Source organism: Sphingomonas lenta (genome assembly GCF_002288825.1).
GTDB classification, from domain to species: domain Bacteria; phylum Pseudomonadota; class Alphaproteobacteria; order Sphingomonadales; family Sphingomonadaceae; genus Sphingomonas; species Sphingomonas lenta.
Genome location: NZ_NSLI01000003.1, coordinates 424,981 through 445,060, shown reverse-complemented (window position 1 = coordinate 445,060; position 20,080 = coordinate 424,981). Strand labels below are relative to the sequence as shown.

Genomic DNA, 20,080 nt, shown 5'->3' with positions numbered 1-20,080 from the left:
ATGACCGGCATGCACGAGCGGGCGCGCGGGTTCAACCCTCCCTCGGCGTTCCTTCTCCCAACGCCAGGGTAACCGCCTCGATGCGTCGGAGCATCGCGACGAACCCGTCCAGCTCCGCCATGCCGAAGCTCTCGAAGATGCGCCGCTCCAGGTCCAGCGCTTTGGGCGCGATCGCCCGGTACAGCTCCTCGCCCGCCGCCGTCAGTTTCAGGAGGTGCGAGCGCCGGTCGCCCGGCTTGCCCTCGCGCGCCAGCAGCCCGCGCTCGACCAGCGCGATGGCGGCGCGGCTCACGGTCACCTTGTCCATGCGCGTGCGCCCGCCGATCGCGCCCTGGCTCATGCCGCCCGTCTCCGCGACCACCGCCACCACCCGCCATTCCGGGATGGAGAGCCCGAACAGCGAGCGGTACGTGCGCGCGATCGTGTCGGACACCAGGTTGGACGTGACCGACAGCCGGTACGGGATGAACTCGTCCAGAACTAGGGAGCGTTCGGTCATAACGGTTATTGGTAACGCTTGACTCGGAACGCGCAACGGCGCACCGATCGTATCATCTGTTACCAAGTGAGGACAGCGATGCAGGACGTCAGCAATCCGCGCCAAGACAATCCTCTGGGCCTGAACGGCTTCGAGTTCTGCGAGTTCACCTCGCCCGATCCCGACAAGCTCGCCGCGCAGTTCGAGCAGATGGGCTTCGTCGCCGCCCACCGCCATCCGACCAAGGACGTCGTCCGCTATAAGCAGGGCCGCATCAACCTGCTCCTCAACCGCGAGCGGACCGGTCAGGCGGCCGAGTTCCGCGCGGCGCATGGCCCGTCGGCCAGCGGCATGGCGTTCCGCGTCGCCGACCCCGCGCGCGCCTATAGCCACGCGATCGCCGAGGGCGCCAAGCCCGTCGATGCCGCCGCCGGCACGCTGGGCGAAGGCTCCTACGCCATCGAGGGCATCGGCGGCTCCTACCTCTACCTCGTGCAGGACGGGCGGGACCTATACGCCGAATGGGACGAGGTGCCCGGCTGGCGGGAGGCCGAGCAGGAGAACAATGTCGGCCTCGACCTGCTCGACCACCTGACCCACAATGTCCGCCGCGGCGAGATGCGCACCTGGTCGAGCTTCTACGGCCGCCTGTTCGGCTTCGAGGAGCAGAAGTATTTCGACATCAAGGGCAAGGCGACCGGCCTGTTCAGCCAGGCGATGATCGCCCCCGACAAGGCGATCCGCATTCCCCTGAACGAGAGCCAGGACGAGAACAGCCAGATCGAGGAGTTCATCCGCGAGTACAAGGGCGAGGGAATCCAGCACCTCGCGCTGACGACGGACAACATCTACGACACCGTCGAACGCCTCCGGACACGCGGCGTCCGCCTCCAGGACACGATCGAGACCTACTACGAGCTCGTCGACAAGCGCGTGCCCGGCCACGGCGAGGACCTGGAGCGCCTTCGCAAGAACCGCATCCTCATCGACGGCAATGTCGGCGACGAGGGCATCCTGCTCCAGATCTTCACGGAGAACATGGTCGGCCCGATCTTCTTCGAGATCATCCAGCGCAAGGGCAACGAAGGGTTTGGGAACGGCAACTTCCAGGCGCTGTTCGAGTCTATCGAGCTGGATCAGATCAGGCGAGGCGTGATCAAGGTCGACGCGTAAGCGTCGACCGCGATGCGAGCGCGAAGGCGCTCGCCCGAGCCCGGCCGGCGTGGACGGAGCCGCGCACAGGGCGCGGCTTCGCCGCGACCGACGCGCGGCGGGGAGAGCGGGAGATGTCCCGCCCCTCCTCCGTCACCCCGGACTTGATCCGGGGTCCCGCTTTCGCCCGCCACGGGCGGCGCGGTCGCAAGAAGAAGCGGGACCCCGGCTCAAGGCCGGGGTGACGAGGAAGATAGAACGGGAGTTCGAAGAGTGAACGCACCCCACCCCATCACCGCCGCCGCGACGCAAGCGGCGTACATCCCCGGCTTCGGCAACCACGTCTCCACCGAAGCCGTCCCCGGCGCGCTGCCGATCGGCCGCAACTCGCCCCAGCGGCCCGCCTTCGGCCTCTACGCCGAGCAACTGTCGGGCACCGCCTTCACCGCGCCGCGTGACGAGAACCGCCGCTCCTGGCTCTACCGCATGCGGCCCACCGCCGAGCACCCGCCCTTCCGGCCGTACGAGGGCGCACAGCGCTTCAGCGCGGGCGACGACGCGGGGCCGCTCGCGCCCAACCGCCTGCGCTGGGACCCGGTCGCCGACTCGCCGCCCGGCACCGACCTAGTCGATGGTCTGACGACGATGCTCACCAACCGCCACCCCGCCGACCTCGACGGCGTCGCGGTGCACGTATTCCACGCCAACAAGGACATGACCGACCGCGTCTTCTTCGACGCCGACGGCGAACTCCTCTTCATCCCCCAGTCCGGCCGCCTCGAGCTCCTGACCGAGCTCGGCCGCCTGGAGGTCGCGCCCGGCCACATCGCCATCATCCCCCGTGGGCTTCGCTTCCGCGCGCTCCTCCCCGACGGCGAGGCCCGCGGCTACGTCGCCGAGAATTACGGGGCGCTGTTCCGCCTGCCCGACCTCGGCCCCATCGGCGCGAACGGGCTCGCCAACCCGCGCGACTTCGAGACTCCGCAAGCCTGGTTCGAGGACCGCGACGACAAGACGGAGGTCATCCAGAAGTTCATGGGGCGGCTCTGGGTCACCGAGCTCGACCACTCGCCGCTCGACGTCGTCGCTTGGCACGGCAACTTGGCACCCTGCCGCTACGACTTGAGCCGCTTCAACACGATCAACACCGTGTCGTTCGACCATCCCGACCCGTCGATCTTCACCGTGCTGACCTCGCCGTCGACGGTGCACGGCCGCGCCAACGCCGATTTCGTCATCTTCCCGCCGCGCTGGATGGTCGCCGAGGACACGTTCCGCCCGCCCTGGTTCCACCGTAACGTCATGTCGGAGGCGATGGGCCTCATCCAAGGCGCGTACGACGCCAAGGCGGAGGGGTTCAGGCCCGGCGGCCTGTCGCTCCACAACCTCATGGCCGGCCATGGCCCCGATCTCGCCAGCTGGCGGAGCGCGTCGGACGCCGACCTGAAGCCGCACAAGATCGAGGGCACGATGGCGTTCATGGTGGAGAGCTGCTGGGCTTACCGTCCGACCGCCTACGCCTGCGAGCACGCGCAGCTCGACTACGACCAGGTGTGGAGCGACTTCCCAAAGGCGAAGCTGCCCTGACGATCGGGGGTCGGGACGTGCCGAAAAACGATATTGGTCAACTGTACTGTCTGTAATGCTTCCCCGCGTCTACAGCACCCCCGCGGGCGTCGCGCTCGGCCCGCTCGAGCTCATTCCCGACGGCGGCGCGCGCGGCTTTGTGCTGGAGATGCGCGCCGGCCGCTTCCACGGCTTCGTCGTGCGGCGGGGTGACCGAGTATTCGGCTACGCCGACCGCTGCCCGCACGCCGGCCTGCCGCTCGCGCAGAAGCTCGACGACTATTTGGCGCCCGACGGCTCGGTGCTATGTAGCTGGCACGGCGCTATTTTCGATGCGGAGACCGGGGCGTGCCTGAGCGGGCCCTGTATGGGCCAGCGGCTCACGCCCTGGCCCGTGGAGGTCAGAGAAGGCCGGGTGACGACCGCCGCCCCTCCTCCCGATGGATGCTGAGCAGGATCCCCAATAGGATCATCACCGTCATCATCGCCGACCCGCCATAGCTGAACAGCGGGAGCGGGATGCCCACCACCGGCGCCAAGCCCATCACCATCGACAGGTTGATGCCGACATAGAGGAAAAGCGTGAAACTCAATCCCATAGCCACCAACCGGTTGAACACCGTCGAACAGCGCTGGGCGAGGCCGAAACCCCACCAGATGACGTAGCCATACGCGGCGAGCGTCAGGAGGCCGCCGAACAACCCCCACTCCTCCATCATCGTCGCGAAGATGAAGTCGGTGTGCTTCTCCGGCAGATAGTCGAGATGGCTCTGCGACCCCTGGAGATAGCCCTTGCCGAACAGCCCGCTCGACCCGATCGCGATCTTGGACTGCGAGATGTGGTAGCCCGTGCCCAGCGGATCCGACTCCGGATCCATGAAGATCAGCACACGGTTACGTTGATACTCATGTAGCATATTCCACGCCACCGGCAGCATCGCCCCGACCAGCGCCGCGCCGCCGATGAACCAGCGCAGCTGGATGCCCGCCAGGAACATGATCGCGATGCCGGAGAAGGTGATCATCAGCGCGGTGCCGAGGTCGGGTTGCAGCATCACGAGCGCCATGGGCGTGCCGATCAGCAAGGCGGGTACGACCAGCACGGTCGGCTGGCTGATGTAGCGCGGCGGCACGCCGTGGAAGAAGCGCGCGAGGCTCAGCACGACCGCCAGCTTCATGAACTCGGACGGCTGGATGCGGATGATGCCGAGGTCGATCCAGCGCTGCGCGCCCATGCCGACATGGCCCATCGCCTCCACGACGATCAGCATCACGAGCGCGATCGCGTAGCCCGGATAAGCGATCCGCTTCCACGTCTCCGCGCGGATGTAGGACAGCGCCAGCATCACCACGAACAGCACGCCGAAGCGCACGCTCTGGTTCATCGCCCAGGGCGTCATCTTGCCGCCCGCGGCGGAGAACAGGGTCGCCAGCCCCAGCGCAGTGGCGCCCAGCATCGCGCCCAGCATCTTGAGCGGCAGCGCCCTCAACGGCGCGGGAAGCACTTCGGAACGCACGGAAAAACCACCCCCGCGGCCCCAAACGGCCGCTCCGGCATCTCTGCCCCGAGCGGCCCCGGCCGCGCAAGTCCTCCCTAACGGGTTCTTAGGGCGTCACGCCGCATACCCGCCGGCCGAAACAGGCCGGGAACCCGCATGACCCCTCTTCCGCTCATCGCCCCCAACCCGCCGCGCCTGAGCGAGCTCGGCCCCGACCTGCGCCGCGTGGAGGCGTCGGGCGTGTTCAGCAACAACGGACCCGAGGTCCGCGCCTTCGAAGCCGAGGCGACGGAGCGGCTGTTCGGCGGCCGGGGCGCGTGCCTGGCGGTGGCGAACGCGACCTTGGGCCTGATGATCGCGATCCGCGATGCCGCGGGCGCCCGGCCGCGGCCGGAATCGCTCGCGCTGGTGCCCGCGCTGACCTTCGCCGCCACCGCGCACGCCGCGCAATGGGCGGGGCTGACGCCGCTCGTCTGCGACATCGACCCGGACGACTGGTCCGCCTGCCCACGCGATGAGGAGCGGTTGCTCCACGCTTACGCCGGACGCGTGTCGGTCGTTGTGCCCTACGCCACCTTCGGCAACGCGATCGACCTCGACCGCTATCGCTGGTTCTCCAAGCGCTTCGGCGTCGGCGTGGTGGTCGACGCCGCCGCCTCGCTCGGCACGCTGGACGAGGCGGGCGTCGGCTTTGGTGCCGACGCGCCCTTCCCGGTGGTGTTCTCGATGCATGCGACCAAGCCCTTCTCCGTCGCGGAAGGCGGACTGGTCCACTCGGGCGACGTCCAGCTGATCGAGCGGCTACGGCGCATGGCGAGCTTCGGCTTCGGCGAACCGCGCTCCGCCACGGGCCCGGGTGTCAACGCCAAGCTGCCCGAGGTGATCGCGGTGATGGCGCGCGCGAAGCTGGCCGGCTTCGACGCGGCCTGCGCGCATCGCGCCGCGCTGGAGCAGGCGTATCGCGGGTCGCTCGCCGGCTTCGGCCTGCAGCGCGTCGCGGGCCTGCGCCGCGCGAGCCAGTTCATGCCCGTCATGCTTCCTGACCGAGTAGCGGAACGCCGCGACGCGATCGCCGCCGCGCTGGAGGCGCAAGGGATCGGCGTCGGCCGCTACTTCTCGCCGCATCTAGGCCAGCAGCCCTGGTTCCGCGACTCGGCGCTGATCGAGCCCACGCCCGTCGCCGACGCGGTGGGCGGCCGGCTGCTGTCGCTGCCGATCACCGACGCGATGACGGTGGAGGACGCCCGCCGCGCCGCCGCCGCGCTCGCCGCCGCGTGCGGGCGCCTGGGCCGCACCACGCCCGCGACCGTCCGCGCCGCACCCCCGATCGCGTCCGCGCTGATCGCCGGCGGTGGGCCGGCCGGCACCGCGCTCCTCACCGCCGCATCCAAGAGCGGACGGCTGGAGGCGCTGTCGCAAGGGCTGGTGCTCGTCGAGCGGAGCGCCGGCCTCGGCCAGGGCAGGCTCGCGCGCTACGCCATCAACTCCGACTCTACCGCGCAGACCTTCCTGACGGCCGTGCGCGGCAATCCGCACCCCGAACTCGCCTCGCTCGCCGACCACCCCGCCGCCCATGCCGTCGAGCGCCACGCCGACGGTCTGGGCGTGCCGCTCGCCGAGGTGGGCCCGCTCCTCGCCGCCACCGGCGAGCGGCTGGGCGGCATCGTCCGCGGACAAGGCGGCGAGGTGCTGACGGGCCACGAGGTCGTGTCCGCCACCCGCGCGGGCGATCTCTGGCGCGTGGCGCTGCGCCGCGTCACCGACGGGGCGGGATCCGAACGGCTGGCGCGCAACCTCGTGATCGCGACCGGAGGCCACCAGCCGCTCGACCGCTTGGCGACGCAGCAGGTGGCGGGCGCACCGCTCCTGGAACTCGCCGACGGCCGCCTGCTCCAGTCGGACGAGGTGCTTAGCTCCGGCGGCCTCCAGCACGTCGCAGCCTTGCTTCAGAACAAGCGCGCGCCGCGCATCGCGGTGATCGGCGGCTCGACCAGCGCCCTCACCGCCGTCGCGCTCCTGCTCCGGAGCCGCCCCGGCCTCGCGCTCGGCGCGGGCGCGGTCACCTTGCTCCACCGCCGCCCGCTTCGCCCCTTCTACCACTCGGTCGAGGCCGCGCACGCCGAGGGCTACACGGACTTCACCGACCGCGACGTCTGCCCCGTGTCGGGCTTCGTCTACCGCTTAGCCGGCTTCCGGCTGGAGGCGCGCCAGCTGCTGCTGCGGATGCTGGAGGTGGACGGCCGCGCGGCCGACCCGCGCGTCCGCCTGCACCGGATCGGCGGCGACGAAGACGAGGACGCGCGCGCGATCGTGCGCGGGGCCGACCTCGTGATCGCCGCGCTCGGCTACCGCCCCCGCGTGCTGCCGCTGCTCGACGAGGCGGGCATGGGCCTGCCGCTCGCCGCCGATCGGGACCGCCCCATGGTCGACCGCCACTGCCGCGTGCTCGGCGCGGACGGCGCGGCGGTGCCGGGCGTCTACGGCATCGGGCTCGCGGCCGGCTTCGTGCCCTGGGGCAAGCTCGGCGGCGAGGCGAGCTTCTCCGGCCAGGCGAACGGCCTGTGGCTGTGGCAGAACGACGTGGGCGCGATGATCGTCGACCAGCTGCTCGAACCCGCGCTCCGGGCCGTCGCATGACCCCGACCGTCAGCGTGGTCATGGCCGCCTACAACGGCGCGGCCCTGCTGCCCGAGACGCTGCGCAGCCTGGAGGCGCAGACCTTCACCGACTGGGAGCTCGTCGTCGTCGACGACTGCTCCGCGGACGGCAGCTTCGAGCTGCTCCGCGACTGGCCCGACCCGCGCGTGCGCGCGTTGCGCTCGCCCGCGAACGGCGGCCCGGTGCGCGCGCGCAACTTGGCGCTCGAACACGCGCGCGGGCGCTACGTCGCGGGCCTCGACCATGACGATCTGTGCCGCCCCGACCGGCTGCGGCGTCAGGTCGCCTATCTTGAAACACATAACGACGTCGTCGCGCTGGGCACGGCGGCGGCGTTCCTGGAGGACGGGCGTCGGCGGACGCCGAACGACGCGCCCAACACCACGCCCGCGCTCATCGAATGGCTGCTCCGGATCGAGAACCCGCTCGTCTGGTCGACGATGATGATCCGCACCGACGTGGCGAAGCGGCTCCGGCCGTTCACGCGCACCGACCGGCTCTATGCGGAGGATTTCGACCTCTACAACCGGCTGCTCGCGCACGGGCGGATCGCGCGGCTAGACGCCGTGCTCCTGGACTACCGCATCCACGGCGCCGCCGCGTCGCAGCGCTTCACGGCGACGATGCACGAGGGCGCCGAGCGCACGCTCCTGGAGATCCACGAGCCGCTGTTCGGCGCGGACGCGCCCGCCGCCGCGGCACTGATCGTGCGGCACCTTATGCTGTTCGAGCCCGTGCCCGACCGCGCCACGCTCGCGGCGCTCGGCGACGCGGTCGCGCGTGCGCAGGCGCACTTCCTCGCGACGCGCCCCGTCGACGCGGAGGACGCGCGGCTCATCCGTTGGGAGACGGCCAGGCGCTGGACGCGCGTCGGCCGGACCGCCTTACGGAGCGGCGCCCTATCGCTCGCCGACCTATGGGCGGTACGCCCGCCGGAACTCGGTCTGGGGCTCGCCGGCGTCGAGGCGCTGCTGACCTCGCGCGCGGTCGGCGCCGCGCGGCGGCTCCGCCGGACCCTCGGTCGGACTATCGCGGGTCAGACCTTGGCGGCGTAGATCAGCCGGCCCGGCCCGAGCCGGTCGAACACCGACGCCAACTCGTTCTCAGCGAAGGCGAAGCAGCCCTGGCTGCGGCCCAGCACGCCGCGCGAGCGGAGCACGTCCGCGTTGGCGTACCACGCGCCGTGGATCACGATCGCGCGCTCCAGCGCGTTCGAGTTGGTGCGGTCGAGCCCGTGCAGCCGCTGCGAACGCCCATGCTTGCCGTAGTAGTAATCGGCCGTGACGTACGCGCCCTCCGACGTGGCGTTGGAGCCGTGCACGTTCGAGAAGCGCTGGAGCCAGCCCGTATGCGCCGGGTCGGAGCCGCTGCCGTGGCATACGCGCGACGAGGTCGAGTTGCCGCTGGCGAGGTCAATGAAGTGGAAGCGCGCTTCGTTCGACTTCGCGGCGAAGTCCACGATCGCCATGCGGTCGCGCTTCACGCGGTTCCCGTGCCGCTCCAGCGCGGCCATGGCCTTGCGCATCAGTTCCGGGCGGACGACGCGGGGAGAGGTGACGGGGCGCGGGGCGATCGCGGCGCGCTTGGGCGCGGGCGGCGCGGTGACGGGAGCCAGGTCCTTCGACGTCAGCTTGCGGTCGGCGGCGATCGCCACCGCCGAGGGCACCGCGAGCGAGCCGGCCAGCACCAGCCCGTTCTTCAGGAGCGCGCGGCGCGCGTGCAGAACGTCGAATTCTTCCTGCATCTAGGCATCCCCACCCGTTATCGGTCCGACTTATATAGCTGATCCGCCACGGAAATTCCGATCGTTTCGGAGCAGGTCGCCCTGTCTTCGCCTCCGTTCGTCGTGATTTGTTCCATCCTGGCGCGAAAAATATGGGTCGGCACCAACGAGTACGAAGCGCGTTCTGCGGCTTGAGAGGAGGGGAAACGGTTCGAGGGTTCAGATCATGCGTACAGCGTTCAAGGTGATGATCGGAGCGGCGTTGGCCCTGGGAGCGGTCCCGGCGAACGCGAAAGCCAATGACGGGTCGTCCGGCGATGGAGCGGTCGCGATCGAGGTCGCCGCCGCCGAGCTTCCCCCCGGCAAGTTCGTCTGGGCCGACACCGGCTCCGTCGAGCCGGTGACCGTGGTGATCAGCATCCCCCTCCAGCGCGCCTTCGTCTATCGCGGCGAGGCGCTCGTCGCGGCCAGCGCCGTCTCCACCGGCAAGCCGGGCGACGATACGCCCACCGGCGTCTTCCCTATCCTGCAAAAAGCGCAGAAGCACACGTCCAACATCTACGGCGTCGCCATGCCGTACATGCAGCGGCTGACCTGGGACGGGATCGCGCTCCACGCGGGGCGCAACCCGGGCTTCCCCGCGTCGCACGGCTGCATCCGCCTGCCCACCGCCTTCGCCCAGAAGCTGTTCGAGGTGACGGACATCGGCACCACCGTGGTCGTGACCGACGGCATCCCCGTCGGCGCGGAGCTCGACCCGGAGATGGTGCGCACGGACGCGGCCCGCGCCAACGAGGCGCAGCTCGCCGCGATCGCCGGGAACTAAGCGCCGATATGACGCGCTAGGCCTGGCATGGCCGAACAAGGCGAAGACCAGAGCGGCGGCGAGGCGTGCACGACCGAGCGCGAGCCCGCCGCCGGGCGCACCGCGCTCCTCATCATCGACATGTTCAACACGCTCGACTTCGGCGGCGGCGAGAAGATGCGCCCCGCCGCCGAAGCCGCCGCCGACGCGATCGCGCGCCTGCGCGACGAAGCGACAGAGGCAGGCGTGCCCGTCGTCTACGTCAACGACAATTACGACCAGTGGCATTCCGAGCGCTCGCGCCTGGTCGAGATGTGCCGCAACAGCCGCGGCCGCGCGCTCGCCGAGAAGCTGGAGCCCCGCGCAGACGACTTCTTCATCATCAAGCCGCAGTTCAGCGGCTTCTACGCGACCAACCTTCCCGTGCTGCTGCCGCACCTGGAGGTGAGCCGGCTGGTGCTCACCGGCGTCGCCGCCGACATCTGCATCCTGTTCACCGCCGCCGACGCGCACATGCGCGAATATGAGCTGTGGGTGCCGGAGGACTGCACCGCCGCCAGCGACGCCCAGCGCGCCGAATGGGCGCTGGAGATCATGCGGGGCAGCATGAAGGCGGAGATCGCGCCCACGACGAAGATGACGCTGAAGGATTGGATCGACCGCGCATGAGGTTTCTCGTCGCGGAAAGCGAGCCGCCCGACGCGCGCGAGCGCCGCCGCGCGAATGTCGGGCGTAGCTCGGGCGAGACGTTCCGCGACTTGTTGCTGCAGCTCGCGCCCGGGGCAGAGGTGGAGCGCGCCACCCCCGCAGACGCGGACGATGAAATTCCTGATCGGGAAACGCTCGCCGGCTACGACGCAGTGTTCCTGACCGGCTCGCCGCTCCACGTTTACGAGGACACGCCGGAGGCTCGGCGCGAGATCGAGTTCATGCGCCGCGTCTTCGCCAGCGGCACGCCGTCTTTCGGCTCCTGCGCCGGGCTCCAGGTCGCCGCCGCCGCGGCGGGCGGCGTCGTGCGCTCGATGGGCAAGCGGCGCGAGGCCGGGATCACGCGCCGCATCACGCCGACCGACCAGGGCCGCGCGCACCCGCTGCTCGCCGGCCGCGCGCCCGCCTGGGATGCGATCACCATCCACAACGACGAGGTCGAGCGGCTGCCCGACGGCGCGCTGCTCTTGGCCCGCAACAACGAGACGGAGGTCCAGGCGGCGGAAATCCGCATGGGCCCGGGCGTGTTCTGGGGCGTGCAATACCATCCCGAGCTGCCGCTATCCGACATGGCCGCCGCGCTCCGCCGCGACGCGGACGACCTGGTCGAGGCCGGGCTGGTGCGCGACCGCGCCGAGGTGGAGCTGCAATCCGCGCTCCTCGACGCGCTCGCGCGCGAGCCGGATCGCCGCGACCTGCGCTGGCGGTTGGGGGTAGACGACGAGCTGGCGAATCGCGATCGGCGGTCGCTGGAGCTGCGCAACTTCATCGAGCATCTGGTCAAGCCGACCATGGCCGGGCGGGGGCGGTAGCGCCCTAGCACCGAACCCACTCCGTCACCCTGGGCTTGACCCGGGGTCCATGCGCGTCCTTGTCTGCGGACGGTGCGCTCGTGAGCAGCGGACGCGCGTGGATGCCGGGTCAAGCCCGGCATGACGGTTCATGATGCGGTGCCGGCCAGCACCCCCAACCGCTCCTTCAGCGCCCGGTCGCTCTCCACCTCCTCCGCCCGGTTCGCCGCCACCGCCGCCCCGATCGCACCGAGCCCCTCCGCCCGCGCCAACGCGACCGCGGTTTCGGACGACACGATCTCCGCCGCCTTCGCCTTTCGGACCGCGCCCACCAGCGCCACGTCGAGCAGCGGCCCAGGCTGATGGGTCCGCGCGTCCCGCTCCGCGTCGTCGAGGATGCCGCCCATCCATAAGTTCGCCGGCCCGCCCATGTCGCCGCCCGCCTCCGCCAGCCGCGCCGCCTGCTCGCGCACCCGTTCCACCTCGGCCGCGAGCAGCGCCTTTAGCGCCGGATCGCGCGCCGCTTCCGCCAACGCCGGCAGCCGCTCGACCTGCGCCGCCTTGCCCGCGTGCAGGTCCTGGATCGCGACGTGGAGCAGCGCGGCGCGCGAGGAGGTCTTCGTCATGCGGCCGCAACGCACGGGCGGCACTGGAGCCTCAACCGTTTCGGCCCTACATGGGCTGCTGAACGCGGGGAGGAACCCGAATGAGCACGAACCCCGTCGAGGTCGCGGGCGTCGACCCCACCGACCCGTACGCCCGCGAAGCGCAAACCCTTCCGAAGCTCACGCGCGAGCAGATGGACCGCGTCCGCCCCTATGGCGAGGAGCGGGCGTTGCCGGCCGGCGCCGTGCTCTTCTCGCGCGGCGAGCGTTCCGTCGACTTCTGGGTCGTCGTGGATGGCGCGATCGAGATCTACGACCTGGACGAGGACGGGAACGCCAACGTCTTCACCGTCCATGGCGACAGCCAGTTCACCGGCGAGCTCGACCTCTTCAACGATCGCGAGATCCTTGTCTGGGGCCGCACGGGCCGCCCCAGCCGCGTGCTGCGCGTGCCGCGCGCCGAGTTCCGCCGCCTGATCACCGCCGAGCCCGACATCGGCGAGATCATCATGCGCGCCTTCATCCTCCGGCGCGTGGGCCTGATCCGCTACGCGCAGGGCGGCGTGGTGCTGGTGGGCGCGGCGCATGACGGCGACACGCTCCGGCTCCAGCGCTTCCTCAGCCGCAACGGCTACCCGCACCGCTTGATCGACGCGGAGGTGGAGGACACGGGCCGCGTGCTGAACGGGCTGGACGTGGGCGACGACGCGCTGCCCGTCGTCATGCTCCCGGACCATTCGGTGCTGCGCAATCCCTCCAACGCCGCACTCGCCGACCGGCTCGGGCTGACGGAAGCGATCGATCCCGATCATGTATTCGACGTCGCGGTCGTCGGCGCTGGGCCGGGCGGGCTCGCGGCGGCCGTATACGCCGCGTCCGAGGGGTTGGACACGGTGGTGGTCGAGAGCATCGCGCCCGGGGGCCAGGCGGGCACCTCGTCCAAGATCGAGAACTATCTCGGCTTCCCCACCGGCATCTCCGGCCAGGCGCTGGCGGGCCGCGCGCAGATCCAGGCGCAGAAGTTCGGGGCGCGCCTCGCCATCTCACGCGGCGTCCGCCGGCTCGCCTGCGACGACCAGCCTTTCCGCCTCGAGCTGGACGACGGCGGCGCGATCCAGGCGAGGAGCGTCGTGGTCGCCACCGGCGCCCGCTACCGCAAGCTGGCGGTCGAGAATTACGAGCGGTTCGAGGGTGCGGGCATCCACTACGCCGCGACCGCCTTGGAGCAGCAGATCTGCGGCCGCGAGGAAGTGGCGGTGATCGGCGGCGGCAACTCGGCGGGGCAGGCGGCGGTGTTCCTGTCGCGCACCGTCGGCCACGTGCACATCCTGGTGCGTGGGCCGGGGCTGGCTGAGACTATGTCCGACTACCTCGTCCAACGCATCGAGCAGTCGCCCAAGATCACGCTTCACGCGCGCACCGAGATCACCGCGCTCGACGGCGACAAGTACCTACGCCGGGTCACCTGGACCGATCGCGACACGGGTGCGTCCGAGACCAAGGACATCGGCAACCTGTTCGTGATGATCGGCGCCGAGCCCAACACCGACTGGGTCGCCGACTGCCTGGAGCTCGACGCCAAGGGCTTCGTGCGCACGGGCCACGCCCCGGACGGCGTGTCGGCGGTGTCGCCCTACGCCACCAGCCGGGCGGGCGTGTTCGCGATCGGCGACGTGCGCTCAGGCAGCGTCAAGCGCGTCGCCTCCTCGGTCGGCGAGGGATCGGTGGTCGTATCGTCCATCCACCAGTACCTCGCCCCCGCCCCGGTGCCCGCCGCGGCCTAGGCCAGCCGCTCCGCCCTGACCCCGTAGTAGCTCGCCACCCGGTCGGCGTACGCCTGGTCGAACACCGGCGCGTTCGACGCCCAGCTCGGCCCGCCCTCCAGCATGCGCTTGTCCACCGTGACGACGTAGCGGTCACGCACGGGGTCAAACTGCAGCAGCTCGAAGGGCAGCGGGTAGTAGCTCTTACCGACGCCCAGGAAGCCGCCGAGGCTGAGCACCGCGTGCGTGACGCGCCCCGAGTCCTTGTGCACCAGGAACGAGTAGACGGAGCCGGTCACGTCGCCGTCGCGGCTCTCCACCTTCATGCTGCTGGACAGCGCCGCTTGGGCGAGCTGCTGCGTGGGGGCGTCGGGCGTGGCCATCGATCGGGGTCTCCTGCTTGCCGTCCCTCAACCGGCCTCGCCCACGCCCGGTTCCGACGCGCCCGGGCTTGAGGGACCGAAGCGCTTACGCCTAGGCTACGCCCATGAAGCGTTCCGTCACCCTCCTCCCGCTCCTCATCGTCGCCTGCGTCCCCGCGAGCCGCCCGCCAGCGCCCGCGCCCGCCCCGACGCCCGTCGCCGCCGCGCCCACCCCGCCGCCTCCGCCGGTGCCCGCGCTCGGCCCCGACTGGCGCGACTGGCCGCTGACGCCCGGCACCTGGAACTACCGCCGCGACGCGCGCGGCTCCGTGGCGCTGTTCGGGGACGCCAACGCCGACGCGCGCCTGACGCTGCGCTGCGACCTCGGCGAGCGGCGCGTCTACCTGTCGGTCGCCGGGACGCAGCCGGCTCAGGCGACGCTGCGCACCACCAGCGCCACGCGCCAGCTCGCGTTGCAACCGACGGGCGGCGCGCTCCCCTACGCCGCCGCCGCGCTCACGCCGAGCGACCCGCTGCTCGACGCGCTCGCCTTCAGCCGCGGGCGTTTCACCGTGGAACGTTCGGGCCAAGCGCCGCTCGTCGTGCCCGCCTATCCCGAAGTGGCACGCGTCACCGAGGACTGCCGCAGCTGATCGCAAACACCTCTTGCGGAACCCGGAACCCCGTCGCACATTGACCGGGCGGGTGGGAACACCCGCATTTGGCTATCCACAAGCGAAAGGAGGTGATCCGATGTCTCATGGTTCAGCAATGGGGTCGGTTCAGTTCGTTCGGGGGACTGGCCGCTAAGGTTCGAACGGTTTCGGGCGCTCGGGGCATCCTCCCCGATCAAGGCGTCCGGCCTGAACCGAAAGCGGCTTCATGGTCTCCCGGGCTGGAGCTCTCCGGCCGCTGACCATGCAAAGGGGCCTGTCGGGTCGTCGGGAGACGCCCGGCAGGTCCTTTTCACATGCGCAGGGCGCACGCGCCGAGCGAAGCTTGAAGCGAGACGCCCCAGCCCGGCCGGCGTAGCGAAGCTACGGTCGACGACGCGGCTTTGCCGCGGCGCTTAAACTCAGGCCGGTTGCAACAACCCCTCCTCCGCGATCCGCTTCCGCCACGCGAGCGGCGCGAGCCGGTGCACATTCTCCCCCTCCGCATCCACCGCGACGGTGACGGGGAAGTCCTCCACCTCGAACTCGTAGATCGCCTCCATGCCGAGGTCCTCGAAGCCGACGACCTTCGACCCTTTTATCGCCCGCGCGACGAGATAGGCCGCGCCCCCCACCGCCATCAGATACGCCGACCGGTGGTCCCGGATCGCGTCGACCGCCGCCGGCCCGCGCTCCGCCTTGCCGACCATGGCGAGCAGGCCCTGCTCGAGCATCATCCGCGTGAACTTGTCCATGCGCGTGGCGGTGGTGGGGCCGGCCGGGCCGACCACCTCTTCGCCGACCGGATCGACGGGACCGACATAGTAGATCACGCGCCCGCGGAACTCGACGGGCAACTGCTCGCCCCGGTCGAGCATGTCCTTGATCCGCTTGTGCGCGGCGTCGCGGCCGGTGAGCATCCTGCCGTTCAGGAGCAGCCGGTCGCCCTGCTTCCAGCTCCGCACCACCTCCGGCGTGAGCGTATCGAGGTCGACCCGGATCGCCGCCTTGTCGGGCGTCCAGTTCACCTCCGGCCATTCCGACAGCTTTGGCGGCTCCAGATAGACCGGCCCCGATCCGTCGAGCGTGAAATGCGCGTGGCGCGTCGCAGCGCAGTTGGGGATCATGGCGACGGGCTTGGACGCTGCGTGCGTCGGCCAGTCGAGGATCTTGACGTCCAGGATCGTCGCCAGCCCGCCCAGCCCTTGCGCGCCGATGCCCAGCGCGTTGACCTTGTCGAAGATCTCGATCCGGAGCGCCTCCAGGTCGTCGCGTGGGCCCCGCTCCTTTAGAACGCCCATGTCGATCTGGCCCATCAGCGACTGTTTGGCGAGCAGCATCGCCTTCTCCGCGGTGCCGCCGATGCCGATGCCCAGCATGCCGGGCGGGCACCAGCCCGCGCCCATCTGCGGCACCATCTCCAGCACCCAGTCCACGATCGAATCGGACGGGTTCATCATCTTGAACTTGGACTTGTTCTCCGACCCGCCGCCCTTGGCCGCGACGTCGATCGACACCGTCGCGCCCGGCACCATCTCGACGTGTAGCACGGAGGGCGTGTTGTCCTTGGTATTGCGCCGCGTGAAGGCCGGGTCGGCAAGGATGGAGGCGCGTAAGCGATTCTCCGGATGGAGATAGGCGCGGCGCACGCCCTCGTCGATCACCTCCTGTAGGCTCCGCGCCGACTCCAGCCGGCACTCCTGCCCCCAGCGCACGAACACGGTGACGATGCCGGTGTCCTGGCAGATCGGCCGGTGCCCCTCCGCGCACATGCGGCTGTTGGTCAGGATCTGCGCGATCGCGTCCTTGGCGGCCGGCGACTTCTCGGCGCGGTACGCCTCGCCCAGCGCGCGGATGTAATCCATGGGATGGTAGTAGCTGATGAACTGCAGCGCGTCAGCGACGCTCTCGATCAGGTCTGCTTCGCGGATGATGGTCATGGCGCGGGGCTGTAGCGCGGCCGCGTCGGCGCGCGCAACGCCGCGCCTCTTCGCCCAAATTGCGACGAAGCCGCCCGAGCCGCCGTTCCGCCGGACGGTCAGCGAGTGTATCACCATCCTATAACAGCTCGGAGGTCGTCCATGTTGCTGCTCTTCGCCGCCGCCATGCTCTCGCCCGAAGCCGCAGTCACCCCGCCCGCCCCCGCACCCGCCGTGGCCGCGGCGAAGTGGACGGAGCTCGCCGCCCTCTCACCGCAGGGGCACCGGATGGCGGGCGAACTGCTGCTTCCCGCCGACGCGCGGGGCGACGCGCCCGTCGTCATGCTGATCAGCGGCACCGGCCGCCAGTCGCGCGACTTCTCGGGCTTCGACGGCCGCTACCGTCCGCACGACGATCTGGCGCAGGCGCTGCTCTCGGCGGGCGTCGGCGTGGTCCGCTTCGACGAGCGCAACACGGGCCTGTCCACCGGCGACCACAAGGTCGCGCGCTCGCTCGACCTCCAGGCCGACGCGCAGCTCATCCTGCACCGCGCCGCCGAGCAGCCGGGCGTCGACCGCCGCCGCGTCTACGTGTTCGGCCACAGCGAGGGCGCGGTGTTCGCGATGCGCCTCGCCGCGACCGACCCGCTGGTGGCGGGCATCGCCGTCGCGGGCGCGCCCGCCCTGTCCGGCCGTGAGATGATGCGCGGGCAGGTCCGCATCGAGACGCCGCGCAAGCCGGGCCAGACCAACGCCGAATGGGAGGCCGCCGTCGCGGAGGCCTACGCCAAGGACATCGCGTTCATGGAGTCGCGACCCTCGCTCGCCGACCTCCTCGACTATGACGGCGAAGCGGCGGCCCGCGCCGTCACCAAGCCCGCGCTGATCCTGGAGTCGATGGAGGATTGGCAGGTCACCCCGCCCCAGGGCCGCCGGCTCGCCGAGGCGATGCGCAGCGCGGGCAACGTGCAGGTCGACTATGTCGCGCTGCCGGAGGTCGGCCATCTGCTCACGCCCAACCCGCCGGGCGTCACCGACTATTCGAAGCTCACCGACTATTCGGTGGCGCCCGCGCTCAAGCGCGCGCTGGTCGATTGGGTGCGGGCGCGGTCGTGACCGCGGCGGCGCCCGCGACATGCTGCGCCGGGGCCACGCGCTGTTCGACGGCCCCACCCTGGAATCCGCGGCTCGGCGCTGCGGGCGGGCGTTCCCCGATCGCGGCGGAGCGCTTAGACAGGCCCGAACCGAAGGAGATCACCATGCCCAGCCACGCCCGCCTGATCCTCGTCATTCTGCCGCTCGCGGGCTGCATGCCGCTCCGCCCCGTCAACCTGCCCGACCCGCGCACCGTCATGTTCCGCTGCCAGACGGGCGCGTCCGTCACCGCCACCTTCCTCGATCGCCGCGCCCGCCTGGTCGAGCCGAACGGGCGCGTCGTCGAGCTGCCGCAGCGCCGCGCCGAGACGGGCTTCCTCTACGCGGGCGAGGCGGGCACGCTCAGCGGCGAGCCCACGCGGATCAGCTGGACGCCGGCGAACGGCGCGCCGCTCGACTGCGTCGCGCCCGCCGCCTAGACGCGCTCCGCCGCGGTCCCGACCGCCAGCGCCAGCGTCAGCAACAGCGCCGCGGACGCCGCCCAGCCCGTCAGCAGCAGCGCTCTGAACCGGTCGTAGCTCATCGTCGCGCCTCCGCCGGCCCGTACGGCCGGTCGCGCGTCCTCCACAGCGAGTAGGCGACGCCCGCGCCCAGGATGGCGAAGGTGACCGACAGCGACACGGCCGGCGGCACCTTATCGAGGCCGAGCAGGTCGGCGGCGAAGATCTTGGAGCCGATGAACATCAGGAGCACGGACAGCGCGTATTTGAGATAGTGGAACCGCGCCACCATGGCGGACAGCGCGAAGTAGAGCGCGCGCAGCCCCAGGATGGCGAAGATGTTGGACGTGTAGACGATGAACGGGTCGGTGGTGATGGCGAAGATGGCCGGCACCGAGTCGACCGCGAACACCACGTCCACGAACTCGATCATGATGAGCGCCAGGAACAAGGGCGTGGCGTAGCGGCGGACGCGGCCCGTGGCCGGATCGGCGCGGCTCACGAAGAAGCGCTCGCCCTCCAGCCCGTCCGTCACGCGGAACCGCCGCCGAACCCAGCGGAGCACGGGCGACGCGCCCACGTCATACTCCTTGTCCGCCATCATCCACATCTTGACGCCCGTCGCGATCAGAAAGGCCGCGAAGACGTAGAGCACCCATTCGAACCGCTCGACGAGCGTCGCGCCCAGCCCGATCATGATCGCGCGCAGCACGATCACGCCCAGCACACCCCAGAAGAGCACGCGGTGCTGGTACGCCCTCGGGATCGCGAAATAGCCGAAGATCATGGCGATCACGAACACGTTGTCCATCGCCAGGCTCTTCTCGACCACGAAGCCGGTGATGTAGTTCATGCCCGCGTCCGGGCCCATGTACCACCAGACCCAGCCGCCGAAGCTTAGCCCCAGCGCGATGTAGAAGGCGGAGAGCATCAGGCTCTCCCCCACGCCGATCTCGCGCCGCTTGCGGTGGAGAACGCCCAGGTCCAGCGCGAGCAGCGCCGCCACGACGCCCAGAAAGCCCAGCCACATCCAGGCGGGCGTGCCGAGGAACTCGGCGAAGAGCCAATCCATCAAAGCCTCCTCGTCAGTGCGATCCGACATCGCGGCCGTCGGCTCGGACGGTCGCCAGAGGGGCCCGGATCATTGGTGGCCGCCGGTCCCGGTCGGACCGGCGACGGGTTCAGACCTCCGTCAAGCGCGCTGCATGCGCCGGGCGCGCGCGCGGCGCACGGTGCGCAGGCCCGTCGCTTCGCGCAGCAGCGCCGATAACCGGTCCTTGATCAGCAGCCGCCGCTTCTTCAGCACCGCCAGCGCGAGCATGTCCGCGCCCGGCCTCGCGGCCTCGCGACGGATCGCGTCCGACAGGGCCTGGTGCGCCTTCCTCAACCGATCGACATAGTTGGTCATCCACCTCTCCATCGTGCTTGCGACAGATCGAGGCGCTCGGCCTTCCGAGTGGTGGGGGAGCGACGTCGCCCCGAACCGGCACCGAGCACGCTCGATGCGGTCCGACATCGCGGGGGGCTGAAAAGCCGCCGCCAGAGGGGCCCGGTCCGCACGACGTCGTTACCGCATCGGCCCCGTTCCGGCAAGCGGAACCGGACCGGTCCTTCCACATCTAATTATTTTCGTTCCAGCTCCGTTCCCTTGCGGATCGCGGACCCGGCGGAAATCCGCGCGTCGCGGACCCGGTCGCCCCGTCTTCGGTCCGGTTGACGACCTATTCACCCCCTTGCATCGCGTGGCGGATTTCCACAATCTGTTGCGGTTCGTTTCGGGAGAGGACCCAAGTGCTGGTGCAA

General features: G+C 70.4%; 20 protein-coding genes. 12 read left to right on the top strand and 8 right to left on the bottom strand.

Going from position 1 to position 20,080, the window contains the following annotated elements:
• Positions 1-31: 31 nt before the first annotated feature.
• Complete coding sequence (locus CKY28_RS09370; RefSeq protein ID WP_176473036.1) at positions 32-499, bottom strand: MarR family winged helix-turn-helix transcriptional regulator; 468 nt, start codon at positions 497-499, stop codon at positions 32-34.
• 78 nt (positions 500-577) lie between these two features.
• Between CKY28_RS09370 and hppD the strand changes: the two genes are divergently transcribed.
• From hppD to CKY28_RS09355, 3 genes are all read left to right on the top strand, one after another.
• A complete protein-coding gene (gene hppD, locus CKY28_RS09365; RefSeq protein ID WP_095998067.1) occupies positions 578-1,651 on the top strand; it encodes a 4-hydroxyphenylpyruvate dioxygenase in 1,074 nt (357 codons plus the stop codon).
• Positions 1,652-1,903: 252 nt separating this feature from the next.
• Positions 1,904-3,217, top strand: coding sequence for a homogentisate 1,2-dioxygenase (gene hmgA, locus CKY28_RS09360; protein WP_245841743.1), 1,314 nt, complete (start codon positions 1,904-1,906; stop codon positions 3,215-3,217).
• A gap of 55 nt (positions 3,218-3,272) precedes the next feature.
• Positions 3,273-3,647: a Rieske (2Fe-2S) protein gene (locus CKY28_RS09355; protein WP_095998066.1), complete on the top strand. Its 375-nt coding sequence runs from the start codon at positions 3,273-3,275 to the stop codon at positions 3,645-3,647.
• Here the strand turns inward: CKY28_RS09355 and rodA are convergent.
• Positions 3,598-4,713, bottom strand: coding sequence for a rod shape-determining protein RodA (gene rodA, locus CKY28_RS09350; RefSeq protein ID WP_342747159.1), 1,116 nt, complete (start codon positions 4,711-4,713; stop codon positions 3,598-3,600). The genes CKY28_RS09355 and rodA overlap by 50 nt on opposite strands.
• A 138-nt stretch (positions 4,714-4,851) precedes the next feature.
• Between rodA and CKY28_RS09345 the strand changes: the two genes are divergently transcribed.
• Both CKY28_RS09345 and CKY28_RS09340 read left to right on the top strand, forming a co-directional pair.
• Complete coding sequence (locus CKY28_RS09345; protein WP_095998065.1) at positions 4,852-7,332, top strand: DegT/DnrJ/EryC1/StrS family aminotransferase; 2,481 nt, start codon at positions 4,852-4,854, stop codon at positions 7,330-7,332.
• Complete coding sequence (locus CKY28_RS09340) at positions 7,329-8,408, top strand: glycosyltransferase family 2 protein (protein ID WP_095998064.1); 1,080 nt, start codon at positions 7,329-7,331, stop codon at positions 8,406-8,408. Before CKY28_RS09345 ends, CKY28_RS09340 begins: the two co-directional genes overlap by 4 nt.
• Here the strand turns inward: CKY28_RS09340 and CKY28_RS09335 are convergent.
• Positions 8,390-9,097, bottom strand: a complete 708-nt coding sequence (locus CKY28_RS09335) for a murein L,D-transpeptidase catalytic domain family protein (protein ID WP_095998063.1) — start codon at positions 9,095-9,097, stop codon at positions 8,390-8,392. The genes CKY28_RS09340 and CKY28_RS09335 overlap by 19 nt on opposite strands.
• A 205-nt stretch (positions 9,098-9,302) precedes the next feature.
• On the opposite strand from CKY28_RS09335, the gene CKY28_RS09330 reads away from it, so the two are divergent.
• Genes CKY28_RS09330 through CKY28_RS09320 form a run of 3 tightly spaced genes read left to right on the top strand, consistent with a single transcriptional unit; the run spans position 9,303 to position 11,401 of the window.
• The gene (locus tag CKY28_RS09330) at positions 9,303-9,902 is read left to right on the top strand and encodes a L,D-transpeptidase family protein (protein WP_245841741.1); all 600 of its coding nucleotides are present in this window, start codon (positions 9,303-9,305) and stop codon (positions 9,900-9,902) included.
• Between the two features lie 27 nt (positions 9,903-9,929).
• Positions 9,930-10,550 carry a cysteine hydrolase family protein gene (locus tag CKY28_RS09325; RefSeq protein ID WP_095998062.1) on the top strand — a complete coding sequence of 207 codons (621 nt, stop codon included), beginning with the start codon at positions 9,930-9,932 and terminating at the stop codon, positions 10,548-10,550.
• Positions 10,547-11,401: a type 1 glutamine amidotransferase gene (locus CKY28_RS09320; protein ID WP_095998061.1), complete on the top strand. Its 855-nt coding sequence runs from the start codon at positions 10,547-10,549 to the stop codon at positions 11,399-11,401. Before CKY28_RS09325 ends, CKY28_RS09320 begins: the two co-directional genes overlap by 4 nt.
• Positions 11,402-11,529: 128 nt before the next feature.
• On the opposite strand, the gene CKY28_RS09315 is transcribed toward CKY28_RS09320, so the two are convergent.
• Positions 11,530-12,006, bottom strand: a complete 477-nt coding sequence (locus tag CKY28_RS09315; RefSeq protein WP_095998060.1) for a DUF892 family protein — start codon at positions 12,004-12,006, stop codon at positions 11,530-11,532.
• Positions 12,007-12,086: 80 nt separating this feature from the next.
• Between CKY28_RS09315 and CKY28_RS09310 the strand changes: the two genes are divergently transcribed.
• Positions 12,087-13,769 (top strand): FAD-dependent oxidoreductase, encoded by a 1,683-nt coding sequence (locus CKY28_RS09310; RefSeq protein WP_095998059.1) that lies wholly within the window; start codon positions 12,087-12,089, stop codon positions 13,767-13,769.
• Here CKY28_RS09310 and CKY28_RS09305 read toward each other — a convergent pair.
• Positions 13,766-14,131 carry a PRC-barrel domain-containing protein gene (locus tag CKY28_RS09305; RefSeq protein WP_095998058.1) on the bottom strand — a complete coding sequence of 122 codons (366 nt, stop codon included), beginning with the start codon at positions 14,129-14,131 and terminating at the stop codon, positions 13,766-13,768. The genes CKY28_RS09310 and CKY28_RS09305 overlap by 4 nt on opposite strands.
• A 104-nt stretch (positions 14,132-14,235) precedes the next feature.
• Between CKY28_RS09305 and CKY28_RS09300 the strand changes: the two genes are divergently transcribed.
• Complete coding sequence (locus tag CKY28_RS09300) at positions 14,236-14,763, top strand: hypothetical protein (protein WP_095998057.1); 528 nt, start codon at positions 14,236-14,238, stop codon at positions 14,761-14,763.
• 422 nt (positions 14,764-15,185) lie between these two features.
• Here CKY28_RS09300 and CKY28_RS09295 read toward each other — a convergent pair whose 3' ends face one another.
• Positions 15,186-16,703, bottom strand: coding sequence for a fumarate hydratase (locus tag CKY28_RS09295; protein WP_095998580.1), 1,518 nt, complete (start codon positions 16,701-16,703; stop codon positions 15,186-15,188).
• Positions 16,704-16,844: 141 nt separating this feature from the next.
• Between CKY28_RS09295 and CKY28_RS09290 the strand changes: the two genes are divergently transcribed.
• Both CKY28_RS09290 and CKY28_RS09285 read left to right on the top strand, forming a co-directional pair.
• On the top strand, positions 16,845-17,798 hold the full coding sequence (locus CKY28_RS09290; RefSeq protein WP_095998056.1) for an alpha/beta hydrolase family protein: 954 nt from the start codon (positions 16,845-16,847) through the stop codon (positions 17,796-17,798).
• Between the two features lie 143 nt (positions 17,799-17,941).
• Positions 17,942-18,256: an MliC family protein gene (locus CKY28_RS09285; protein ID WP_095998055.1), complete on the top strand. Its 315-nt coding sequence runs from the start codon at positions 17,942-17,944 to the stop codon at positions 18,254-18,256.
• A gap of 100 nt (positions 18,257-18,356) precedes the next feature.
• On the opposite strand, the gene CKY28_RS09280 is transcribed toward CKY28_RS09285, so the two are convergent.
• Both CKY28_RS09280 and CKY28_RS09275 read right to left on the bottom strand, forming a co-directional pair.
• Positions 18,357-19,349 carry a TerC family protein gene (locus CKY28_RS09280; RefSeq protein WP_095998054.1) on the bottom strand — a complete coding sequence of 331 codons (993 nt, stop codon included), beginning with the start codon at positions 19,347-19,349 and terminating at the stop codon, positions 18,357-18,359.
• Between the two features lie 120 nt (positions 19,350-19,469).
• Positions 19,470-19,685, bottom strand: a complete 216-nt coding sequence (locus CKY28_RS09275) for a YdcH family protein (RefSeq protein WP_176473035.1) — start codon at positions 19,683-19,685, stop codon at positions 19,470-19,472.
• Positions 19,686-20,080: the final 395 nt, after the last annotated feature.

Excerpts from the sequence above, each read along its gene's own strand:
- CKY28_RS09370 (WP_176473036.1), bottom strand. The coding sequence starts at position 499 with ATGACCGAACGCTCCCTAGTTCTGGACGAGTTCATCCCGTACCGGCTG.
- hppD (WP_095998067.1), top strand. The coding sequence starts at position 578 with ATGCAGGACGTCAGCAATCCGCGCCAAGACAATCCTCTGGGCCTGAAC.
- CKY28_RS09355 (WP_095998066.1), top strand. The coding sequence starts at position 3,273 with ATGCTTCCCCGCGTCTACAGCACCCCCGCGGGCGTCGCGCTCGGCCCG.
- CKY28_RS09345 (WP_095998065.1), top strand. The coding sequence starts at position 4,852 with ATGACCCCTCTTCCGCTCATCGCCCCCAACCCGCCGCGCCTGAGCGAG.
- CKY28_RS09340 (WP_095998064.1), top strand. The coding sequence starts at position 7,329 with ATGACCCCGACCGTCAGCGTGGTCATGGCCGCCTACAACGGCGCGGCC.
- CKY28_RS09335 (WP_095998063.1), bottom strand. The coding sequence starts at position 9,097 with ATGCAGGAAGAATTCGACGTTCTGCACGCGCGCCGCGCGCTCCTGAAG.
- CKY28_RS09330 (WP_245841741.1), top strand. The coding sequence starts at position 9,303 with ATGCGTACAGCGTTCAAGGTGATGATCGGAGCGGCGTTGGCCCTGGGA.
- CKY28_RS09325 (WP_095998062.1), top strand. The coding sequence starts at position 9,930 with ATGGCCGAACAAGGCGAAGACCAGAGCGGCGGCGAGGCGTGCACGACC.
- CKY28_RS09320 (WP_095998061.1), top strand. The coding sequence starts at position 10,547 with ATGAGGTTTCTCGTCGCGGAAAGCGAGCCGCCCGACGCGCGCGAGCGC.
- CKY28_RS09315 (WP_095998060.1), bottom strand. The coding sequence starts at position 12,006 with ATGACGAAGACCTCCTCGCGCGCCGCGCTGCTCCACGTCGCGATCCAG.
- CKY28_RS09310 (WP_095998059.1), top strand. The coding sequence starts at position 12,087 with ATGAGCACGAACCCCGTCGAGGTCGCGGGCGTCGACCCCACCGACCCG.
- CKY28_RS09305 (WP_095998058.1), bottom strand. The coding sequence starts at position 14,131 with ATGGCCACGCCCGACGCCCCCACGCAGCAGCTCGCCCAAGCGGCGCTG.
- CKY28_RS09300 (WP_095998057.1), top strand. The coding sequence starts at position 14,236 with ATGAAGCGTTCCGTCACCCTCCTCCCGCTCCTCATCGTCGCCTGCGTC.
- CKY28_RS09295 (WP_095998580.1), bottom strand. The coding sequence starts at position 16,703 with ATGACCATCATCCGCGAAGCAGACCTGATCGAGAGCGTCGCTGACGCG.
- CKY28_RS09290 (WP_095998056.1), top strand. The coding sequence starts at position 16,845 with ATGTTGCTGCTCTTCGCCGCCGCCATGCTCTCGCCCGAAGCCGCAGTC.
- CKY28_RS09285 (WP_095998055.1), top strand. The coding sequence starts at position 17,942 with ATGCCCAGCCACGCCCGCCTGATCCTCGTCATTCTGCCGCTCGCGGGC.
- CKY28_RS09280 (WP_095998054.1), bottom strand. The coding sequence starts at position 19,349 with ATGGATTGGCTCTTCGCCGAGTTCCTCGGCACGCCCGCCTGGATGTGG.
- CKY28_RS09275 (WP_176473035.1), bottom strand. The coding sequence starts at position 19,685 with ATGACCAACTATGTCGATCGGTTGAGGAAGGCGCACCAGGCCCTGTCG.